A 19,877-nucleotide genomic window follows, 5' to 3' on the forward strand; every position below is an offset into this window, starting at 1 on the left:
ATTATCACCCTATAAAATTCGTAATATCAGAATCAAATAAAATTCCACTTTTTTCATCATAATTACATTCAATAATAAAAATTCTATCGCTAAAGGAACTTTGAAAAATTTTATTAGAACACTTATATTTTGGAACATCTACTGTAAGCTTATTTATTTTCCTAAATAACTCATTTCTGTGTTTTCTATCTTCTTCTAAAACCGCATTTTTGTATTTCATGTACTCATCTATTAATGACATGTTTTTATCAAAAATAGTTCTAGGCATAACAGTAACCGAATCTATCTCTCTTAATATTCCTTGTGCTTCACTGCTAGTAAGTGCATACTCCTCATTATCATCTAATATCTTTAACGAATGTTTAAATACTTTATAAAATTTAGTATCTTTAAGTTTTTCCTTTGTATATAACTTATCAACTAAATCAATCTTATCACTTTCTTTCAGAATACAATTATCGTAATCTTCTAAACATTTTAGTCCCATTTCAAATATATCTTTATCATATATAGTTCCTATTCCACTAACATTTTTTGTATAAATATATACATTGGGTTCATCTAAATCAAATTTTCTTTTTCTATAACATCTTCCAAGCCTTTGAAACAAACTGTCTAAAGTAGATAATTCAGTGAACAAATAATCAAAATCAACATCAAGTGATGCTTCAACTATTTGAGTTGTTATCCATAATCCATGAGTTACTTCCTTACTATCAGCAAAATCCTTTATTTCTCTTTCGAGTTTAGCTCTATCTTTTTTTATAAATGCTGAGTGTAGTAAATTAAAATTATCCAAATTATAATCTTTCAATAAATCATATAATTCTAATGCCCTCTTTACAGTATTTACAATTACCAGTACTTTTTTATTTTTAGCCCTTTCAACTATTTGGAAAATGTCATCTTTAATTTCTTTATTTTTAATCGAAATTTTATGCCTTTCTTTATCCATAACAAATCTAGGTATTTGTCCACTATTTTTTACATTAAACTTAACTCCACGTTCTATTAAACAATCCGTATATATTTTGGGAAGTGTAGCTGTCATTATTAGAAACCTTCCACCTATTTTGTATATCATTTCTATTCCCTTTATTATTGCCGCTGCTATCTCTGGAGTGTACGATTGAATTTCATCTATAACAACTTTAGAGTACGAAAGGGTTGCATAAATTTTTTCATAGCCTTTATATTTAAACGGAAATTTAAATAATTGGTCAATTGTAGTAAAGCTTAATTTTTTTGCGAAAAGCCTTGCAGATTCATTCAATTCTTCTGAATTTTCAAATCCATTTTCCTCAAGATAATCAAGACTTGTGGAATGTAATAATCCTGCCGATTTATATCCAATTTCATCATCACTACTAATTCTTGAGAATAAAGCATTAAGTGTAACTCTAAGTGGTAACGTAAAAAATCCCTTATCATTATCAAGCCACAAGAGTGCGGATTCTGTTTTGCCCATACCAGTTGAAGCTATTAAAATAATATTATCATTTTTATTTTCCTCGCAAAATTCCTGTACCTGTCTTAATTTACTAAAATGATCAATTATATATTCCTTTGCTGATTTTCCAACATTGCTATCTCTGTCTAGTTCTATTGCCCTATGTGCAGAAGCGGAATGATCTATCCTATGTAGTAGTCCTTTTACCATAATATAGTCATAATACTCTTCTTCACCTTCAGTAATTCTGTTTTTAAATTTCATAGCGTTAAACACCTTACTTGCTGGCTTATCTGGTATTTCAATTTTCATTTCATCTCTTATTTTGTCAATAATATTTACCAAATCAAGTTCAGATGCTTCTCTAATTTCGCACATGTCAGGTTTTTTATCCCTCTCATGGTGATACGCTATTGCTTGTATCAGTATTTTTTTAAAACTTTTATTTTTTAAAATATCATATTTTCCATACGGAATAAGTGTTGGCGATAAATAATTATGCGGTATATCAGTGCTATCCCTTTCCGGAATTTCTTTTTCGCCTATAGCTCTTCTTATTTTATTTTGGAATTGAGTATAAGCTTTTCCAACATCATGATAGAGGACAGCTATATTTAATAGCTGCCAAAAATCATTTTTATCCATGTTTACTTTTTGTTCTATAATTTCTCCATATGCTTTGCTAAGATCATCATATTTTTCAACAAGTTCATCTGTATGCTCTTTTATGCTTTCTACGGGATTAGATTTTGCATATAACATTAAATCATCTCCAAAATATAATACTTTTAATCACTAAAAAACATCACTTCTTTAGGATTGTTTTCTTCTACCCACACTAAACCAGATTCTATTTGTTGGTCATTGTTTGCATACAAAACATCTGTCTTATGCCAATTTCTCATATCATTAACTTTGTCATACCAATTATTTATTCTATAATTTATTCCATCAATATCATCACTTATTTGATTTTTAGGAATATATATAGGATTTTTTATTATTATTGCATCATTATCCTCGTCGTCTACATCAATTTGTTTTGCTGTTATAAACTCTATATTATCTATTCTTGCTAAATCTTCTCTTCTGCCTACACTAACAGCTTCACCTAAATTATAAAAGCCATCATATATTCTATGAAGCAACTCTTCCTCGGCTGACACATGTATAATTAAATTTATATTAAATAGCTGATGTACATTCATGGGCATAGTTGTTATAGTATCACTTTTATAAAAATATATGGTTTGAAAATTATTAAATTTATTTTCAAAATTTCCTTGAACAGAAACACCCATAGAATGATACTTATCAGCATCAATAACTCTATGAAAAAGTCCTTTTATTGTTGAATAAGGAGGCAATGGATATGTTTCTGCTGCCTTAAAAGAAAATGGTTTCTTATAGCAAGCTGATTCCTGAAAAATATTAAGTTTAAGAACCTTTTTACAATTCTCCACTTAAATCACATCCCATAATAAGCTTTAACTTCATTTCTTAAATTGTCAAAAAACTTTTCAACTGAATAATTGCTATCTCCAAACACACTTTTTAATTCAGTTTCATTATCAAATACATCGCATACTAACCCAATAGTAGTTGTTTTATCTATAGATTTATCAAATATTTTTGTTTCAAGCGTTTGCTTTAAAATACCAGAATCAATACATGGCTTATTATTTTTATAATCAAGTTTTATTCTTCCTAAAAAGAATGGATTAGGAATATCATATATGCCTCCAATCACAAAAAGCGGTGCAAGATTTTCTTGTCTTCCCCTTATATTTCTATTTAAAACTTTAAGGATACTTAGAAGCTGTTCTACCCTTTTAGCTTTATCTTCATTGTCTAAATTTATGTCACCGTCTTTTCCTACTTTATCTAGATCAACTGTAATTGTATAAGTATAAAAGCTAAAATGCTGTTCTACATTTGCAAGATTAGGATGCTCTCCTATTCTATCTGCTAATCCTTTATTATTTAGGAAATCCATGTCACTTCTATATGGCTCTAAGGAAATTGCATGACTAAGTCTAGCAACTGCACTTCTTACATTTGAGCCCCCTTTTTCATCATCACCTTTTTTTGCTGTTTTCATATATCCGAATAAATCCATTTCTTCTGAATCTTTTATTGTACAATCATCTCTAAACTGTACTGTTCCCTTACTCTTGTCCACAACTTGAGTATTCCAATTGTAAAACATACTTCCAAGTCTTACAATATCGTATCTTAAGCATTGTCTTGAGGCAAACGTATATAAATTTCCATTTCCTCTTGTTAATTTTTTAAGCTCAGATATATTTGCAATTCCCTCTCCAAAATTTAAACTTTGTGCTTGAAAAACTACAGTTAAAGTTAATCCTTTATTCATTTTTATTTGCCCCCTCTTGTTTTTTAGGTGTTTCATTGGATATAAGTCCTGCTATAAATGTCTGTGCAACTGATTCAAATTCTGAATCCTCATCCGAAAAAATTTCAGAGAAAATTTGTGGAACTTGTTTTTGCCCTGCTGCCATATACGTTCTAAGTACAGCATCCATAAAATCATTCTTATTTCCGGTTCTAACTGAATTTAGCATTTTATAAGCTATACCTGATATTTTGTTTTCTCCACTATGTTCAGTAAAATACTTATTTATGTCTTGTCCACTTTTATATATAAAAAATAATGTTTTGCTTTTCATATCATCTTTCCCCTCCCTATACATATTTAAATAATATCTAGTTTTGCAAGCTATATAGCAATCTAAAGCGTTGTATCCACTTTTAATGTCCTGCCTTAACTTTTTATCAATGGCAAATTTAATATCAATATTTTTTAAAATCAAATCAACAAGCTCTGATTTAAACTTTTCATTCTTTATATTATTAAGTTCTTTACCCTGTTTACCCGCAAAGAATTTCGCCAAAAATCTCGGAATATTAAAATAATTCAATTTACAGTTTTTACCGTTGACATCAAATTCAACAAAAAGTATATTTTGAAGTTCCCATTCGCTCTTAACTCCAATTTCCTCAACTATATCTAATATAATTTGATTGTATGGTGATTCTTTATCTTTTCTGTTATAAAAATTTTCATTTTCTTTATACAATTTAGATATATCCGTATCATAATTAAGAAATCCAAAATAAGTCTTATCCTTATAGTCGCCTTCTATATAACCCTTAAACAAATCTGTAGCACCTGCTGGTGTACAAAATAATATTAATTTACATACATTACATATTGGAAACTTACTATTAAAATTCCAAAACAAATTATTTGCATTGCTATTACTAATACCAAGTGGCACAAATATTTTTTCCTCAAAATCATCACCTAAGGATTTAAATTCACCACATAAAGAACAGTTATATAATTTAGGAGAATTTAATTCTTCATTAATTGAATTTATATCCTTTGACTTTTCAATTTTTTTATTTATTTTATTGTAAATTCTGTCAACATTTTTATCCCTACATTTTTTATCTAAGCTTAAATATTCATCAATGCATTTTTTAGCTTCATCAAAAGATTTATTTGAATAAGCATCCATAAGCTTACCCATTTCATATATTGGTAGTATATAATCTTTCTCTGCTATCTTTCTTTGCTCATCTAGCCTTTTAGCTGCTGCTGTCTTTTGTAAAAAACTAGCCTGACCAAAGTATTGATCCGATAGAATACTTCTAACTTTATTAAGCGTAAGTTTTTCTGAGACTTCTTCTCTTTCCAAAACTTCTTTAAATCTCTCATATTGCTCATTTAAAATTTCAAATTGCTCCTCATTTTTTACTTTTGAAATCTCATCTGCTATATTTTTTAAATCTGCTTCATTTTCAGTTCCTTTAAATTTATTTGCTACATCTGTTACTGTCTTTTTTAAATACTTTATGCCATCTTTGTACTCATTCCTTTTCTTAATATAAGCTTTTTGGCTTTGATACCTATTCAACCTATCCTTTGGTACATCATATCTAGCCATAAAATAGTCAAAATAATACTTTCCAAATTCTTTTAAAATACTGCTATCAAATTCTATATAATTATATCTCATATCTATTTCATTTATCATATCGGAATTTTCAAGTATCCTTATAAAACCGATGATGCCCATGTTATAAAACCAGTCATTCAGGTAAGCTTTAATTTTCACCCTATACCACCTCTATCATTCCAAATCCTTGATTCCTTCTAAATCCAATTCCCAGTTTATAAATATCCTGCAAATCAGATACATCACCACATAGTTTAAATATTCCAGAATAAGCTTCTACATAGTATAACTTCTTACCAGAAATCTTTGTAAAGTCTTCTATTTCTTCCTTAACTACTTTTTCTTTCATCAAAACAGGTGTAAATTCAATATTTCTTTTTAAGCCATATCCCCTATAATTTTTAAGAATCGTATTTTGAATATAATTAAACTCTTTAGAATATTCATCACTTGTAGGTAAGACTACTTGTCCACTTTTATTTTTCATATAAATTGGTGATAACGTTTTAAAACACAGTTCTTCTGCTGAAATATTTTTCTCAGGTTGAATGGATATTCTCAGTTCATCCATATTATAGATTGTCTTATACGGAAATGATTTTTTCTTTAGTATGCCATTATAGAGTTTTAGCATAAACTCCGCATCTGGAGAAGATATATTAAACTCTACAGTTCCATTAATTTTTATTTCATCTTTATTCATTTGATAATCTCTCAGATAAACGGAGAAAACAAAATTTTTGGATTTTTTATTTTTTTTGTCTTTAAAGTAGTATAATTTATTTAGATAAGCTTCATCTTCTTTTTTTAGAGCTTCTTTTATCATACTAACAAACATCATATGATAAGCTATTGGAATTTTTTCTGTTTTAAAAGTACATTTCATCCTCATTCTTTTCACCTTCTTTCTGTAAACTCTCCTTATGGATTACATTATATCAAATATTTAGGAACTATGAATGTCACAATAAAAAGTTTTTATTACTTTTTTCAATAAAGAAATACTAATTGCAGTATAATAACATGCAACCAGCAATTGTAGTAATTTAACTACCTTTGCTAAGTCCTTATATTTTATTCGTTAATATATATTTATTTTGGTGCAAATAGAAAAACACTAGTTGCGTTATAGTTATTTGCAACTAGTATTCCTATCAATTAATATAAACCTTAAAATAAATGTTACTTAATATTATTAAGAATTTACATACTACATAATTATTATAAAAAATCATATTTCTTAAATTTCTTTCTAATTTAATTTTCTTTTTATTTCTTCAATTCTTTCTTCATCCAAGCCAGATGCTTTAGCTATAAAATCAGTATCCATTCCCATTGATAATAAGTTCTTTACAATTAAAATTTCTTTTTGCTGCTCTCCTCTTTCAATTCCTTGTTTTATTCCTTGTTTTATTCCTTCTTCTTTAGCACTACTTATCATGTTCGCTCTTTCATGAAGTGCCTTTTCCCTGGCCCTATATAATTCTATTGTCTTTGGATCACTGCTTAAATATTCCAACGTTTTTTCCGCCTTTTTTATTTCTTTGTCCATATCTATCAACTCCTTTAAAGTTTCTTCAGATATGTCATCCCTCAAAAATATTAGCCACCCTTGCAGTTTATCTTTCTTTAAATTTTTGTTTCTTAATTCATTAAATTTAGGTATTTCAATAAAATGTATATCAAGTTGCATTCCATCTTTTGTTTTTGCTCTTACATCTAGAATTCCTGTTTTATCTCCAAGCATTTTTCTCGTCAACTCTTATTTCTAATTTATTGCTAGCCTAACTCTCTTTTAAACGATTTTTCATTTTATATGACTCAAGCTGCTCACAAAGTATTGTATAAAAACAAAGTCTTAAAATTTCTTAATTGTTGTTACATTTTACTCCAACCAACTGAGTTACATAAATCCACCAAAGACGAAATTGATATTTTTCATTTACTCTACAATACATTTTTTATAATTTTACTAAGTTTTGTACCATATAGTTATTATAAAACATGAATGACTTGCAAGGACATATCTTGATTGAACATAACTTACTACCACATAGTTCTTATAAAACTTTCATATTCTTTACACAACTTCTTATTCTCATCAGTATTTACATACCACATAGTTCTTATAAAACATAAAGATAATATTAAGTCTTGTGTATCCTTAGAAAATTTACATACCACATAGTTCTTATAAAACTTATAATACTAGTTTTTGAAATTAGAAACTATTATAATTTACATACCACATAGTTCTTATAAAACGAGATAACAGCTTTATGTAATGAAAAAGGCTATTGCATTTACATACCACATAGTTCTTACAAAACTATCTTGCGAAACATACTCCCTCTAAAGTATCATCTATTTACATACCACATAGTTCTTATAAAACTAACCATTTTTTCGTTCTTTTTTAATTGCCTTTGTAATTTACATACCGCATAGTTCTTATAAAACCTTTTTTAATTGTTTTCTTAACAGCTATTTCTTTATTATTTACATACCACATAGTTCTTATAAAACATATGAATCAGTTGTTGCTGAATTAAGTAAACTTTATTTACATACCACATAGTTCTTATAAAACACAACTACAAATCGCTATGGATTACTACGCTCTTTAATTTACATACCACATAGTTCTTATAAAACGTGAAAGAATAAGAAATCTTTTAGATATTCAAATTAATTTACATACCACATAGTTCTTATAAAACAAGCAAGGTTATTTTACAGAGATTAAAAGATTATAAATTTACATACCACATAGTTCTTATAAAACTAATACGAATGAATTTGCTGGAATTCACAATATTGAATTTACATACCACATAGTTCTTATAAAATATGTCCGCTTTATGTCCTTTTATTTGACATGATATAATTTACATACCACATAGTTCTTATAAAACCAAGTATGCAACTAAATTGCTTGAAAAAGAACATAAACATTTACATACCACATAGTTCTTATAAAACAATCATTTTTCTAACATTTAAGTTTCCATTAGGCATATTTACATACCACATAGTTCTTATAAAACGATTTTACACTAGAAATAGTTGCTTGCTCATTCATATTTACATACCACATAGTTCTTATAAAACATATAGGAGGGTATATATGAAAGAATGTATTAATTGATTTACATACCACATAGTTCTTATAAAACTTAATTTACCTATGTTGGATAAATTTACACCTTCATTTACATACCACATAGTTCTTATAAAACCTTCTTTTATGCATTTTACAATGGATGAAGTTTTCCAATTTACATACCACATAGTTCTTATAAAACAAAGCTTTAATAGTTTTATTTGGTAATTCTGTTAATCATTTACATACCACATAGTTCTTATAAAACAACGTGGTTGAATACATATGGAGCAAGCCAGATAAAATTTACATACCACATAGTTCTTATAAAACGTCTTTCCTTGCTATCTCCCCAATAGCCGCAATAAATTTACATACCACATAGTTCTTATAAAACTTGATAAAAAGTCTAAAAGAATTGCACATTTCATATATTTACATACCACATAGTTCTTATAAAACTTACTACCCAAAATCTAGGATCCGCTTGACTAACTGTATTTACATACCACATAGTTCTTATAAAACCTATATGCTGATTAAAGAAATTTGAATTAGCTTTAATATTTACATACCACATAGTTCTTATAAAACAAGGATATTTCTAAAGATAAAAGATATTAAAGCACAAATTTACATACCACATAGTTCTTATAAAACGTATCAGTAGGTTTTATTTTTTCAACAACATCTTCATTTACATACCACATAGTTCTTATAAAACGTTACTACAGATTTAACAGCAGTAGGTATTGAGTTTGATTTACATACCACATAGTTCTTATAAAACCTACAGCTTCTTTTTTTATAAATTTTTTAGCTTCTTTATTTACATACCACATAGTTCTTATAAAACCCCATAATCTATCTTAATCCATTCTTTTAACTCGTCATTTACATACCACATAGTTCTTATAAAACTTGCACATTATTTCCCAAAAATCTTTATTCTTATAGTCATTTACATACCACATAGTTCTTATAAAACCAAACAAGGTTGTAGTAATAAGAATAGATGCAACAGAATTTACATACCACATAGTTCTTATAAAACCAATCAGCAATAAAAAACTTTGGATTAAGTGAATTACATTTACATACCACATAGTTCTTATAAAACTTGGACTTGGGTTGTAGCAGCAGCAGTAGCATTAATATTTACATACCACATAGTTCTTATAAAACACTTAGATAATAAACTTGTTTTAGAATCTATTTAGGATTTACATACCACATAGTTCTTATAAAACATGTATTACAAGAAGCATTGTATGAAACTATAAGTTCATTTACATACCACATAGTTCTTATAAAACCTATATAGGAGGAATGGGAAATGAATAAAAAATTAATTTACATACCACATAGTTCTTATAAAACAGACACTCTGTTTTCCTCCCCTCATAAATTCCATGAAATTTACATACCACATAGTTCTTATAAAACTTTATGTATAAAATTATTGATTCGTTTGATGATCCGGATTTACATACCACATAGTTCTTATAAAACTAAATATATAGTTGAACCTTATAGAGTTCGATTAAAATTTACATACCACATAGTTCTTATAAAACAAGGACAAGGAATAAAATTCTTTGCAAAATGTGAAGAATTTACATACCACATAGTTCTTATAAAACTTATATGGCTCTATAATCGGTTTTAATGTAGTTTACATTTACATACCACATAGTTCTTATAAAACATCTAAAATTTATATCTTTTAATTGTATATCTAAACAATTTACATACCACATAGTTCTTATAAAACTGGTTTGGCATGATTCTTGCTAAGTAATTAGCGATATTTACATACCACATAGTTCTTATAAAACTTAAGACATATGGAAGATTTAGAGTATTTAATTCAACATTTACATACCACATAGTTCTTATAAAACCTATTTATATTGTTTGTGATATAATATAAATAAAAGAATTTACATACCACATAGTTCTTATAAAACTTTCCATGTTCCCAATAATACATATGAGCAAATTCGATTTACATACCACATAGTTCTTATAAAACAGAAAAGGAGCAAACAGCAATTCAAGTACAGGACATATTTACATACCACATAGTTCTTATAAAACTAAGTTCGCAATGCAACAACAGTGAATATATTGTGAATTTACATACCACATAGTTCTTATAAAACAAGACTTGGAATTATATATATTATCAGACCTTCATATATTTACATACCACATAGTTCTTATAAAACCTTTATGGAATATTCAATTTGAAGATGGTTATACAATATTTACATACCACATAGTTCTTATAAAACAAATTGAAAAACGTTTAAAAGAATGGGCAATGAAAGAATTTACATACCACATAGTTCTTATAAAACTGTCAAGTAGATATAAAACTTTTGGAGGTTATTAAAAATTTACATACCACATAGTTCTTATAAAACCATAACTTCACCTTTATTTAAATTAATCCATATGAAATTTACATACCACATAGTTCTTATAAAACTTGTCCGGTTCGGTTCCTAAATCATCTATAATTAATATTTACATACCACATAGTTCTTATAAAACAAATCATAAAGCCAACAACCCTTCGTGGGCTGTCGCATTTACATACCACATAGTTCTTATAAAACGAATTGCATTGTATTAATATCAAATTCACAAGAATCATTTACATACCACATAGTTCTTATAAAACCAAAATTCCAAAAACTCTAAATCCCCATTTTTCCTCACTTTTATGGCTCCATAAAGTTATAAAATCACATTCATTTGCAGTGAACCTCCAGTAGTGCATGTTAATATTATAACAAAGTCACTTTATGGCTTCAATATCAAGCTCTTAACGCTATTTCTCAAAAAATGAGGTTCACTGCAAAATTTAATGCTTATGCAATAGTTAAACATAGTATTCAACCCGTCTACCACTATATTTTGTGTACTAATAAAACATTAAGCTTAAAGTGTATACTTACACCTTTACTGTACCCTATCAATTATACTCTAAGTCAACTTCTAGTTTATCAGAATGAATATGGTATTGAAAATTCAATCTTTTAATTTATTTATAATATTCCTTTATGCTTTCAGCTTCATCCTTAATCTTTAATTTAAGTTCCTCTGGCGCCAAAACTTTAACCTTGCTTCCCATACTAAGTATCCAACTTATAATTTCAGTTTTGCCTTCCATAGTTGCCTCAAATATTATGGATTTATCATTCTTCCAGGTTATTTTTTGATTGTTAACCCACATTTTTTCACTTACTATGTATGACATAGGATAAAAAATGTGAAGCTTCAATTCATATATCCCATCTCTATATATGCCAAAATTGTTTTTCATATATTCCTTAAGGGAAAAATTCTTTGGGAAAATAAACTTTTCAGAAAGCACCTCGTATTCAAGCATTCTTGATATTTTAAAATCCCTAATACTATTTCTTTTTTCACAATATGCAGCGACATAAATAGCATTTCTATAATTTATAAGTGCATATGGGTGAATAATTCTATTACTTTCGCCTGAACTTAAAGCAAAATATCTTATTCTTATTTTAGATTTAGTTATAATAGCTTTGTGCACATCCAATAATTTTTTCTTATCTTGCTCTATTGATACATCTGATTTTATAAAATACTCAACATCATTTATTTGCTTGTCCTTTATTTTTTTAGCTACCATTATTTTATCTGTAAGTGAATTTATTTCATCTAAATATATAAAATTAGATTGCCTAAGTTCACTATTAGCAATACTTAGTGCAGAATATTCATCTTCATCTATATCAAGGTTTAATAAATGATCATATCCTTCTAGTGAATATCCTCCGTTACTTCCCGTTGTCGATTTAATGTATACATGAGCTAATTCTAAATCTTTTTTGTATTTTCTAACCATTCTCTCGTCAACTTCAAGTTCTCTTGAAATATCAGAAATTTTCATCTTGCCATTACTTCTTAAGAGTATTATCATCTTTAATAAATTTGAAAATTTACTCATTGTCATCACTCTTTATTTTTTTATAAAAATGAACAACCGCTTCATTTTAGTCTATAATTTATTTATTAATCTTCCACTAACTTTTTTAAATCCATCTCTCCTGCAATTTTCTTTCCACCTGCTGCATTTGGATGAAGATGATCGCCGCAGTCGTACTCTTCTTTCATCTTAGTTTCATCGCTGTCATCCTTTACGTAGTCTGAAAAATCAAAGTATCCATCAGCAAAATTATTTGTCCTTATCCACTCATTCACTTCCTGCCTTTTCTGCTCCATCTCTTCCGTAAAACGGTCCATAAAGCCATTAAATGGAAGTATTGTACAAAGAAAAATTTTTGCATCATGCTTATGTGAAATTTTCACATATTTTTTTAATCCCTCTATCATTTCAGCTCCAGTTACCTTCTCACTTATATCAGCATCATAACCGGGATGGATGAGATCATTAACACCTTCTAGTACTATTACAACCTCTGCTTTATTTGATTCAAAAACATCTTTTTCAAATCTAGAAATTCCAGCTTCTCCAAAGAGCCCCAGGCATCCACCACAACGTGAAGCATCATGAAGTATTCTATTGCCTGAAATCCCCCTGTTTATAATTGCAACTTTTCCAGGGTATTTTTCATATAAAAGCCTTCCAAGTTCACTGTCCCAATGTGAATGATTTGTAATAGAATCCCCAAAAGCAACTATTCTTCTCACTTTATTCTTAGTAAAGATTTCGATTCGTGCCAATGCATAAAAAGCTTCTCTCATATCCTCGTCCGTATATTCTATACATTCCGTTTTACAGGTATTTCCCTCTTTTATTATGGTTTTAGTTAAAATTCTAGATTGCATGCTGCCTATACAATCAACCTTAACTTTATCCTTAACATACATGGAAATTACTATATCTTGTCCAACTGGAACCTTGAGCTCTACTGGATCACTATACAGTATTTTTCCAGGCAGTAATTCAATTGTTTTTGAAGCTTCAAAGGTTACTGGAACACAATTTTTATTATCTACGTTTTTTCCATCCTTTGATAGCGCTATAAAGGCTTCTTCTATTTTTAAAGTTTGTCTGCCACATTCATTTGATAATAGCAGTCTTACTTTTTCACCTTCAATATTATTCTTAATAATCATGTGTTGAGTTTCGTTTTCAACCTCCATTGGGTCACATTCAAGATCAACCATCCTATAGCTCCAGCTTGCAATCCATTCTCCATTATCCATTTTTCCTATTCCTCCAGTATATAAATACTTAATATCTTCATGATTACACATTGAAGTTTAAAAATCAATTATCATAAAAAAATTTTGCATGAATAATTATTTTTTTCTTTGAAGTTTTGAGTTAATTTCATTTATTTTTAATTTCCAATAAATTTTATAAGAACACCACATAACAACATAAAGCGTTATAAAAATCAATGCATATACTAACTTTGGGACTACCCCTTCTGGCATCCAATCTCCTAAAACGGATGCTATAGAAAACGCAGTTACAATTGTTATAAAATGAAGAATAGTTTTCTTTAAAAAACTCCATCCTTCTACATTAAATATAACTGATGATGATGCCAACAAAAATCCAAGTACAGCTGAAATTAAAAAATCATTCACAATTGGCTTTACTGCTACACTACCGTTTATATCAATTTCAAAAGCCATTATGCAAAATACTACCGCTGATATAGAAACTCCCACGCTAATTCCCATAGTTCCCCTTTTTAATACTTCCTTAAAATAATTCATATCTACTTACCTCCAATACTCAAATACTGCTTTATCTTTGTTACATATTTTCTAGACACATATTCCTGTTTCCCATTAATAAAATTAACGCACATAGTTCCATTGAAGAACATCTCCAAATTCTTAATCTTGTCTACATTAGCAATAACCGATTTTGATATTCTTATAAAAGATGTGTTTTCAAATTCTTCTTCAAGTTCATATAACTTTTCTTTGACCTCATATGAAGTATCTCTAGTTTGAGCTATTATCTTTTTGTTTTCACTGTAAAAAAAGAATATGTTATCAGGATCAAGAATATACATTTTTTCATCCTTACTACCTATGATATGCCTTTTTGCCACATGCTTTAAAAATTTCAAAACAGCCTCTATTTCTTCTGTCATTTCTGGTGACTCTATAATAAGCTTACTCTCATTAAATTCAGAATCTATTTTTAAATCAACCTTCAATGCTTATCCCCCTCTCAATAATTAAATTATATATCGCAAATAATTTCAAAACCATAAAAGCAGAATAAGTGGTAGTATTTTTTATACTAAGATGCTTTAAAAATAGAGTAATATGATAAAATATAATTATATTAAGAATTTACATAACACATGGAGGTTTCTATGAAAAATTTCAATAGTGAATTATATTTAAAATTGCAAAGAATACTAAATGGTTCAGACTACAACAATACGTACAAAATATTATCTAAAAATCTTATTGAAAACTTGGAAAATTTCAAGCATATGACTATTGAAAAGTTTGCAGCTATTTCTTTCACCTCCATTTCCACAGTTTCAAGATTTGTTAGACTGCTTGGCTTCAAAAATTTTATCGAGTTAAAAGAATACTCTCAATCTTATAAACTGTACAGATTTATGAATATGAACGACAATATTGAGCATATGAAATTTGATATGTTACACGACAATGATATTCTAAATAATTATATAGACGATATTTGCACCTCACTTCAAGGTTTAAAAAACAATGTTGATTTTAAAAAAATAGATAAAATAAATGAACTGATTTATAATGCTAATTCCATATCCTTATATGCATTTTTGCTTCCAGGCTCTCTTGCCAAGTTCTATCAATTATCCATGCTTTCTTTAGGTAAATGTTCCAAATACTATGACCTTACTAATGCCAATTTAAGTACTGATGACTATGAAAATGAACTGTCACTATTTTTCTCAGTAGACGGTAACTTTATAGAATCCTCCAGAGACATTATTATAAAATTAAAAGCAAATAACAAAAAGTTAGTTTTAATTACTCAAAATCCTAGGGTAAGATTGTGTAATATGTTTGATGAGATTTTATTTATGGGAAATAACGATTCATCCAAAGGTGGACGTTACAAGCTCATGATTTTTATAGAACTGCTTTTAAATAGATACTATTTAACCTACTACAAGGATGAGCTATCTAATTTTAATTAACTTATGCACTTCAAAATTCATTAATATTTTCAAAATATGAAAAAATCCATTGCAGGATGAAGGGCTCCTCTTTTTCATTATCTGTTATTATCAAATTATGAATTATCTTTAAGTGGAAGCAGAGCTAGTTTCACTATAATACCCTGTGCTTCCAACTAAAAAGGAGGAATAACACTTATGAAAAAGTTAAAAATTGTTACAATTGGTGGTGGCAGCAGCTACACTCCAGAACTAATGGAGGGTTTTATAAAACGTTATAAGGAGCTTCCTCTAACAGAAATATGGTTAGTTGACATCGAAGAGGGAAGAGAGAAATTAGAAATCGTAGGTGCTATGGCAAAGCGTATGTGGAAAGCCTCTGGTTACCCTTGTGAGGTTCATTTAACTTTAGATCGTCGTGAAGCTTTAAAGGATGCAGATTTCGTAACAACTCAATTTAGAGTTGGACTTCTTGATGCGCGTATTAAGGATGAAAGAATTCCTCTAAGTCATGGAATAATTGGTCAAGAAACAAATGGTGCTGGAGGTATGTTTAAAGCTTTTAGAACTGTTCCTGTTATACTTGATATTATTAATGATATGAAAGAATTATGTCCAAATGCTTGGCTTATAAATTTCACTAATCCATCAGGCATGATTACTGAAGCTGCCATTAAATATGGAGGATGGAGCAAAACAGTTGGATTATGTAATGTACCTATACGTTATATAATGATGGCAAGTGAAGCCTTAGATATCCCAATAGAGGATTTAAATTTTAAGTTTGCAGGTTTAAACCATTTTCACTGGCACCGCGTATGGGATAAAAATGGCATTGAAAGAACCTCTGAGGTTATAGAAGCTGTTTATAATCCATCCAGTACTAAGAAATTGAAAGGTATGGAAAACATAAAGGACATTCCAATGCTTTATGAACAAATAAAAGATCTTGGAATTTTACCATGCTCCTATCATCGCTACTACTACATTACAGATGACATGTTAAAGAATGAGCTTAAAGAATTTGAGAAGGGTGAAACAAGAGCAGAAAATGTTAAACGCATAGAAGCTGAATTATTTGAATTATATAAAGATCCTAATTTAAACTACAAACCAGAACAACTAACAAAACGTGGTGGAACTTACTATTCTGATGCTGCCTGCGAAATTATAAATTCTATATACAATAACAAGCAGACTCAAATGGTCGTAAGCACTCAAAATAATGGAACTATTTCGGACTTGCCATACGATTCAATTGTTGAAGTGTCTGCAGTTATCACTTCAAATGGTCCTGTACCATTAAACTGGGGCAAGTTTGATTCCGCACCAAGAGCTTTACTTCAGCTCATGAAGGGTATGGAAGAAACGGTTATAAAAGCCGCTGTTACTGGTGATTACAACAAAGCACTCCATGCATTTATAGTTAACCCATTAGTACCCAGCGGCCAAATTGCTAAACAATTATTAGACGAAATGCTAATTGCCCACAAGAAACATCTACCTCAGTTTGCAGATAAAATTGCAGAACTCGAGAAAGAGCTTACACAATAAGGTAATAGCACTTTTTAAATTGCTTCTTCAGCGCTATTACCTTACTTTAGTTATGAAAAGATTACTTCATTGCAAAGATTCATACCTAAAATTCCGTAGATACGGAGGAATTTTTTCCTCGAATTACCATGAGGGCGAAGGAACAATACTGAAGGAACGATTTAAAAAAGTCCTAATAAATCTTGGCTCAAAAATTGTAAAATACTTAGATATTTCAATTGTCTGAGCATTTTTTCAGCGAGTTATTGAAATATCTTAGTATTTTATGATTTTTGAACCTTAGATTTATAGGACTTTTTTAACGCGACAAAGCATTATTCCTTCGCATTTTTCTTACTGTCCTGAAATCATACTTTCAATTTGATTTCCAAAATCACGACTATCTACTGGCATCCACATGAAACCTTTTAAAACAAATGTAAAAGTTTTTTCTTTTGTTTCAGTTCCTGGTTTTGCAGCATTTAAATCTTTTTGAAGATGATTTACAAATGACTTTACAAATTCACTTTTTGCTTGGCCCTCGTCTGTTAAGCCCATTGCTTTAATATCTGAAACTGCCTCTGAACCTGCTGTTTTAGAAACACCTGCAATATCAATGTAATTTGCTTTAACACTAACTACAGCGGTATTTCCAGGAGCATTTCCGCTCTGAGAGAGCTTGGTTGATGTTGCTGTAATACTTTTTATTGCATTTTGATATGCAGAATAAATTTTATTACAATCATCATCACTTATAGTCATTCCTTGTTCCGTAAAAGTACTTCTAAAGGAATTCTTAAATGCTTCTTGTCTCATTTTTTCTATTTTATCGCTATAATCCTTACCAGTTAATTCTGCAAATTCTTTAGCAGATCCTGTTCTATCACCTTTTATATAAAAATTAAATAGCATTGTGGCTGATTTATCAGGATCAATTTTTAACTTATTTAACTCTGTTTCAAGATCACCTAAAGATAAATCTGAAATTTTCTTAAAATATCCATGTGCATCCTCTGGAATCCAGATATTATCCTTTATTATAAAGTTAAAAGTTGCTTCTTTGGTCTTCGTAGATGGTTTAGCATCTTTTAGGCCCTTTACTATATTATCCATATAATCGTCAACCAATTCGCTTTCACCTTTGCCGCTATTCTCCAAATCCAACATTTTATTTACACCAGCAAAAACAATTGACTTCAAATCTATATATGTTACTTTAACATTTACCTTAGCTGTTTTACCATTTTCAGAAATTTTATTTGTTGTTATGGTTATTTTCTTCATTGCATTAACATAAGCTTTATAAAATTCATCAACTTTTTCATCATCTATAGTCATGCCAGATGATTTCTCAAAGCTTTCTTTAAAACCTTTTTTAAATTCATTTTTTTGTTTTTCCATTGATAAATATATATCACTCTTTGTGTCACCTAGCTTGCTTATTTCTGAACTATTATTCTTTATAGCAAAATCAGCTAAAATCTTTGCGGATTCATCTGCCGCAACTTTAGGTTTACACCCAATTAACATTGCAGGAATCAAAAGCATGATTACCACAATTCCTATACGTTTCTTCATTCCTATATACCTCCTATTGTGTAAAACCAAGACTATTACACTAATAGTTAAAAATATTGCAACAGTCTTAATTCTTTATTGATTAGAAACCATATCTTCTATTTGTTCCACATAATCAGAACTATCTTCTGGAAGCCAGTTATTATCTTTTAAAACAAATTTAAAAGTTTTTTCTTTGGTTGCAGTTCCTGGCTTAGCAGCATTTAAATCTTTTTCAAGCTCGTCTATATAAGCCTTTTCAAGTTCTTGTTTTTCCTTAAGAGTGTTTTCAATCCCCATTGATTTAATCTTCGCAAGTGCATCATTTTGTTCACTGGCTGATAAATCCGTATGGTTTGTGTTATTTGTAAGTCCCATTGATTTAACCTTGGCTGCTGCATCCTTCTGTGCGTTTTCTTCAATGGCTGGTAAATCTATATAGTTTGTCTTAACACTAACAGTTGATGTTTTTGAATCTGAAGATACTACTTTTGATGTTAATGTAATATGTTTTAATGAATTTTTATATGCTACGTATATTCTATTACACTCATCAACATCAACCATTATATTTCCCTTTGAAAACGAATAATTTAAAAGTTGCCCATTAAATCGACTTTTTTCTGATTTTTTCAATTTACTTATTGTACTTTGATTTAATGCTATTTTAGATATATCACTTTTATCACCTTTTACAAAAAAGTTAAATAATATTTTTGCTGACTCATCAGCTTTTATTTTTGGACCACCACATCCAATTAATACTGCTGGAATTAATAGTAATACTACTAACATTCCAATGCTCTTTTTTATACTTTTCATACTTTCTCCCCTTAGTAAATTAGATAAACTTAACAAAATTCATAATACGCAAATTAAAAAGAGGATGTTCCACTAAAAATTATTCAACCGTAATCTTCATAAATTACAAATTAAATAATTATCAATGTTTCCCTCTTTTATTGTAAGAAGTTATTCTAAATTATTGTCCAGAAACCATAGTTCCAACATCTTTTCCATATTCAAAACTGTCCTCTGGAAGCCAATTGTTACCCTTTAAAACAAATTTAAAAGATTTTTCCTTAGTTGCAGTTGTT

The 19,877-nt window shown here is 28.9% G+C and carries 14 protein-coding genes and 1 CRISPR repeat array; of the genes, 2 read left to right on the forward strand and 12 right to left on the reverse strand.

Annotation, left to right across the window (positions count from 1 at the left end; genetic code table 11):
- Positions 1 to 4 precede the first annotated feature (4 nt).
- The 10 genes from cas3 to ACJDT4_RS16680 form a co-directional block, all read right to left on the reverse strand.
- Entirely contained in the window at positions 5 to 2,212 is a 2,208-nt protein-coding gene (gene cas3 / locus ACJDT4_RS16635; RefSeq protein WP_406788710.1) for a CRISPR-associated helicase Cas3', read from the reverse strand.
- A gap of 26 nt (positions 2,213 to 2,238) precedes the next feature.
- Entirely contained in the window at positions 2,239 to 2,913 is a 675-nt protein-coding gene (gene cas5b, locus ACJDT4_RS16640) for a type I-B CRISPR-associated protein Cas5b (protein WP_406788711.1), read from the reverse strand.
- A 5-nt stretch (positions 2,914 to 2,918) separates the two neighbouring features.
- Positions 2,919 to 3,827 carry a type I-B CRISPR-associated protein Cas7/Cst2/DevR gene (gene cas7i, locus ACJDT4_RS16645; RefSeq protein WP_406788712.1) on the reverse strand — a complete coding sequence of 303 codons (909 nt, stop codon included), beginning with the start codon at positions 3,825 to 3,827 and terminating at the stop codon, positions 2,919 to 2,921.
- The gene (cas8a1, locus tag ACJDT4_RS16650) at positions 3,820 to 5,595 is read right to left on the reverse strand and encodes a type I-B CRISPR-associated protein Cas8b1/Cst1 (RefSeq protein WP_406788713.1); all 1,776 of its coding nucleotides are present in this window, start codon (positions 5,593 to 5,595) and stop codon (positions 3,820 to 3,822) included. Before cas8a1 ends, cas7i begins: the two co-directional genes overlap by 8 nt.
- Position 5,596: 1 nt before the next feature.
- Positions 5,597 to 6,328: a CRISPR-associated endoribonuclease Cas6 gene (gene cas6 / locus ACJDT4_RS16655; RefSeq protein WP_406788714.1), complete on the reverse strand. Its 732-nt coding sequence runs from the start codon at positions 6,326 to 6,328 to the stop codon at positions 5,597 to 5,599.
- A gap of 360 nt (positions 6,329 to 6,688) precedes the next feature.
- Entirely contained in the window at positions 6,689 to 7,183 is a 495-nt protein-coding gene (locus ACJDT4_RS16660; protein ID WP_406788715.1) for an Rpn family recombination-promoting nuclease/putative transposase, read from the reverse strand.
- 293 nt (positions 7,184 to 7,476) lie between these two features.
- Positions 7,477 to 11,228: a CRISPR direct-repeat array (repeat unit 29 nt; unit sequence ATTTACATACCACATAGTTCTTATAAAAC).
- Positions 11,229 to 11,591: 363 nt separating this feature from the next.
- Positions 11,592 to 12,530 (reverse strand): helix-turn-helix transcriptional regulator, encoded by a 939-nt coding sequence (locus ACJDT4_RS16665; protein ID WP_406788716.1) that lies wholly within the window; start codon positions 12,528 to 12,530, stop codon positions 11,592 to 11,594.
- A 65-nt stretch (positions 12,531 to 12,595) separates the two neighbouring features.
- Positions 12,596 to 13,753, reverse strand: coding sequence for a GDSL-type esterase/lipase family protein (locus ACJDT4_RS16670; RefSeq protein ID WP_406788717.1), 1,158 nt, complete (start codon positions 13,751 to 13,753; stop codon positions 12,596 to 12,598).
- 96 nt (positions 13,754 to 13,849) lie between these two features.
- Positions 13,850 to 14,275: a DUF3021 domain-containing protein gene (locus ACJDT4_RS16675; protein WP_406788718.1), complete on the reverse strand. Its 426-nt coding sequence runs from the start codon at positions 14,273 to 14,275 to the stop codon at positions 13,850 to 13,852.
- A 2-nt stretch (positions 14,276 to 14,277) separates the two neighbouring features.
- A complete protein-coding gene (locus ACJDT4_RS16680) occupies positions 14,278 to 14,727 on the reverse strand; it encodes a LytTR family DNA-binding domain-containing protein (RefSeq protein WP_406788719.1) in 450 nt (149 codons plus the stop codon).
- A 162-nt stretch (positions 14,728 to 14,889) separates the two neighbouring features.
- Between ACJDT4_RS16680 and ACJDT4_RS16685 the strand changes: the two genes are divergently transcribed.
- Together ACJDT4_RS16685 and ACJDT4_RS16690 are read left to right on the forward strand one after the other, a co-directional pair.
- Entirely contained in the window at positions 14,890 to 15,711 is an 822-nt protein-coding gene (locus ACJDT4_RS16685; protein ID WP_406788720.1) for a MurR/RpiR family transcriptional regulator, read from the forward strand.
- A 177-nt stretch (positions 15,712 to 15,888) separates the two neighbouring features.
- The gene (locus tag ACJDT4_RS16690) at positions 15,889 to 17,244 is read left to right on the forward strand and encodes a 6-phospho-beta-glucosidase (protein WP_406788721.1); all 1,356 of its coding nucleotides are present in this window, start codon (positions 15,889 to 15,891) and stop codon (positions 17,242 to 17,244) included.
- Positions 17,245 to 17,577: 333 nt separating this feature from the next.
- Here ACJDT4_RS16690 and ACJDT4_RS16695 read toward each other — a convergent pair whose 3' ends face one another.
- The gene (locus ACJDT4_RS16695) at positions 17,578 to 18,801 is read right to left on the reverse strand and encodes a DUF5105 domain-containing protein (protein WP_406788722.1); all 1,224 of its coding nucleotides are present in this window, start codon (positions 18,799 to 18,801) and stop codon (positions 17,578 to 17,580) included.
- A gap of 75 nt (positions 18,802 to 18,876) precedes the next feature.
- Entirely contained in the window at positions 18,877 to 19,602 is a 726-nt protein-coding gene (locus ACJDT4_RS16700) for a hypothetical protein (RefSeq protein ID WP_406788723.1), read from the reverse strand.
- Positions 19,603 to 19,877 lie beyond the last annotated feature (275 nt).

The organism is Clostridium neuense, from assembly GCF_045310695.1.
GTDB classification, from domain to species: domain Bacteria; phylum Bacillota; class Clostridia; order Clostridiales; family Clostridiaceae; genus Clostridium_S; species Clostridium_S neuense.

Bases quoted from the DNA above. Each gene is read 5' to 3' on its own strand.
- cas3 (WP_406788710.1), bottom strand. From the start codon at position 2,212: ATGTTATATGCAAAATCTAATCCCGTAGAAAGCATAAAAGAGCATACA.
- cas7i (WP_406788712.1), bottom strand. From the start codon at position 3,827: ATGAATAAAGGATTAACTTTAACTGTAGTTTTTCAAGCACAAAGTTTA.
- cas6 (WP_406788714.1), bottom strand. From the start codon at position 6,328: ATGAGGATGAAATGTACTTTTAAAACAGAAAAAATTCCAATAGCTTAT.
- ACJDT4_RS16660 (WP_406788715.1), bottom strand. From the start codon at position 7,183: ATGCTTGGAGATAAAACAGGAATTCTAGATGTAAGAGCAAAAACAAAA.
- ACJDT4_RS16665 (WP_406788716.1), bottom strand. From the start codon at position 12,530: ATGAGTAAATTTTCAAATTTATTAAAGATGATAATACTCTTAAGAAGT.
- ACJDT4_RS16670 (WP_406788717.1), bottom strand. From the start codon at position 13,753: ATGGATAATGGAGAATGGATTGCAAGCTGGAGCTATAGGATGGTTGAT.
- ACJDT4_RS16675 (WP_406788718.1), bottom strand. From the start codon at position 14,275: ATGAATTATTTTAAGGAAGTATTAAAAAGGGGAACTATGGGAATTAGC.
- ACJDT4_RS16685 (WP_406788720.1), top strand. From the start codon at position 14,890: ATGAAAAATTTCAATAGTGAATTATATTTAAAATTGCAAAGAATACTA.
- ACJDT4_RS16690 (WP_406788721.1), top strand. From the start codon at position 15,889: ATGAAAAAGTTAAAAATTGTTACAATTGGTGGTGGCAGCAGCTACACT.
- ACJDT4_RS16695 (WP_406788722.1), bottom strand. From the start codon at position 18,801: ATGAAGAAACGTATAGGAATTGTGGTAATCATGCTTTTGATTCCTGCA.
- ACJDT4_RS16700 (WP_406788723.1), bottom strand. From the start codon at position 19,602: ATGAAAAGTATAAAAAAGAGCATTGGAATGTTAGTAGTATTACTATTA.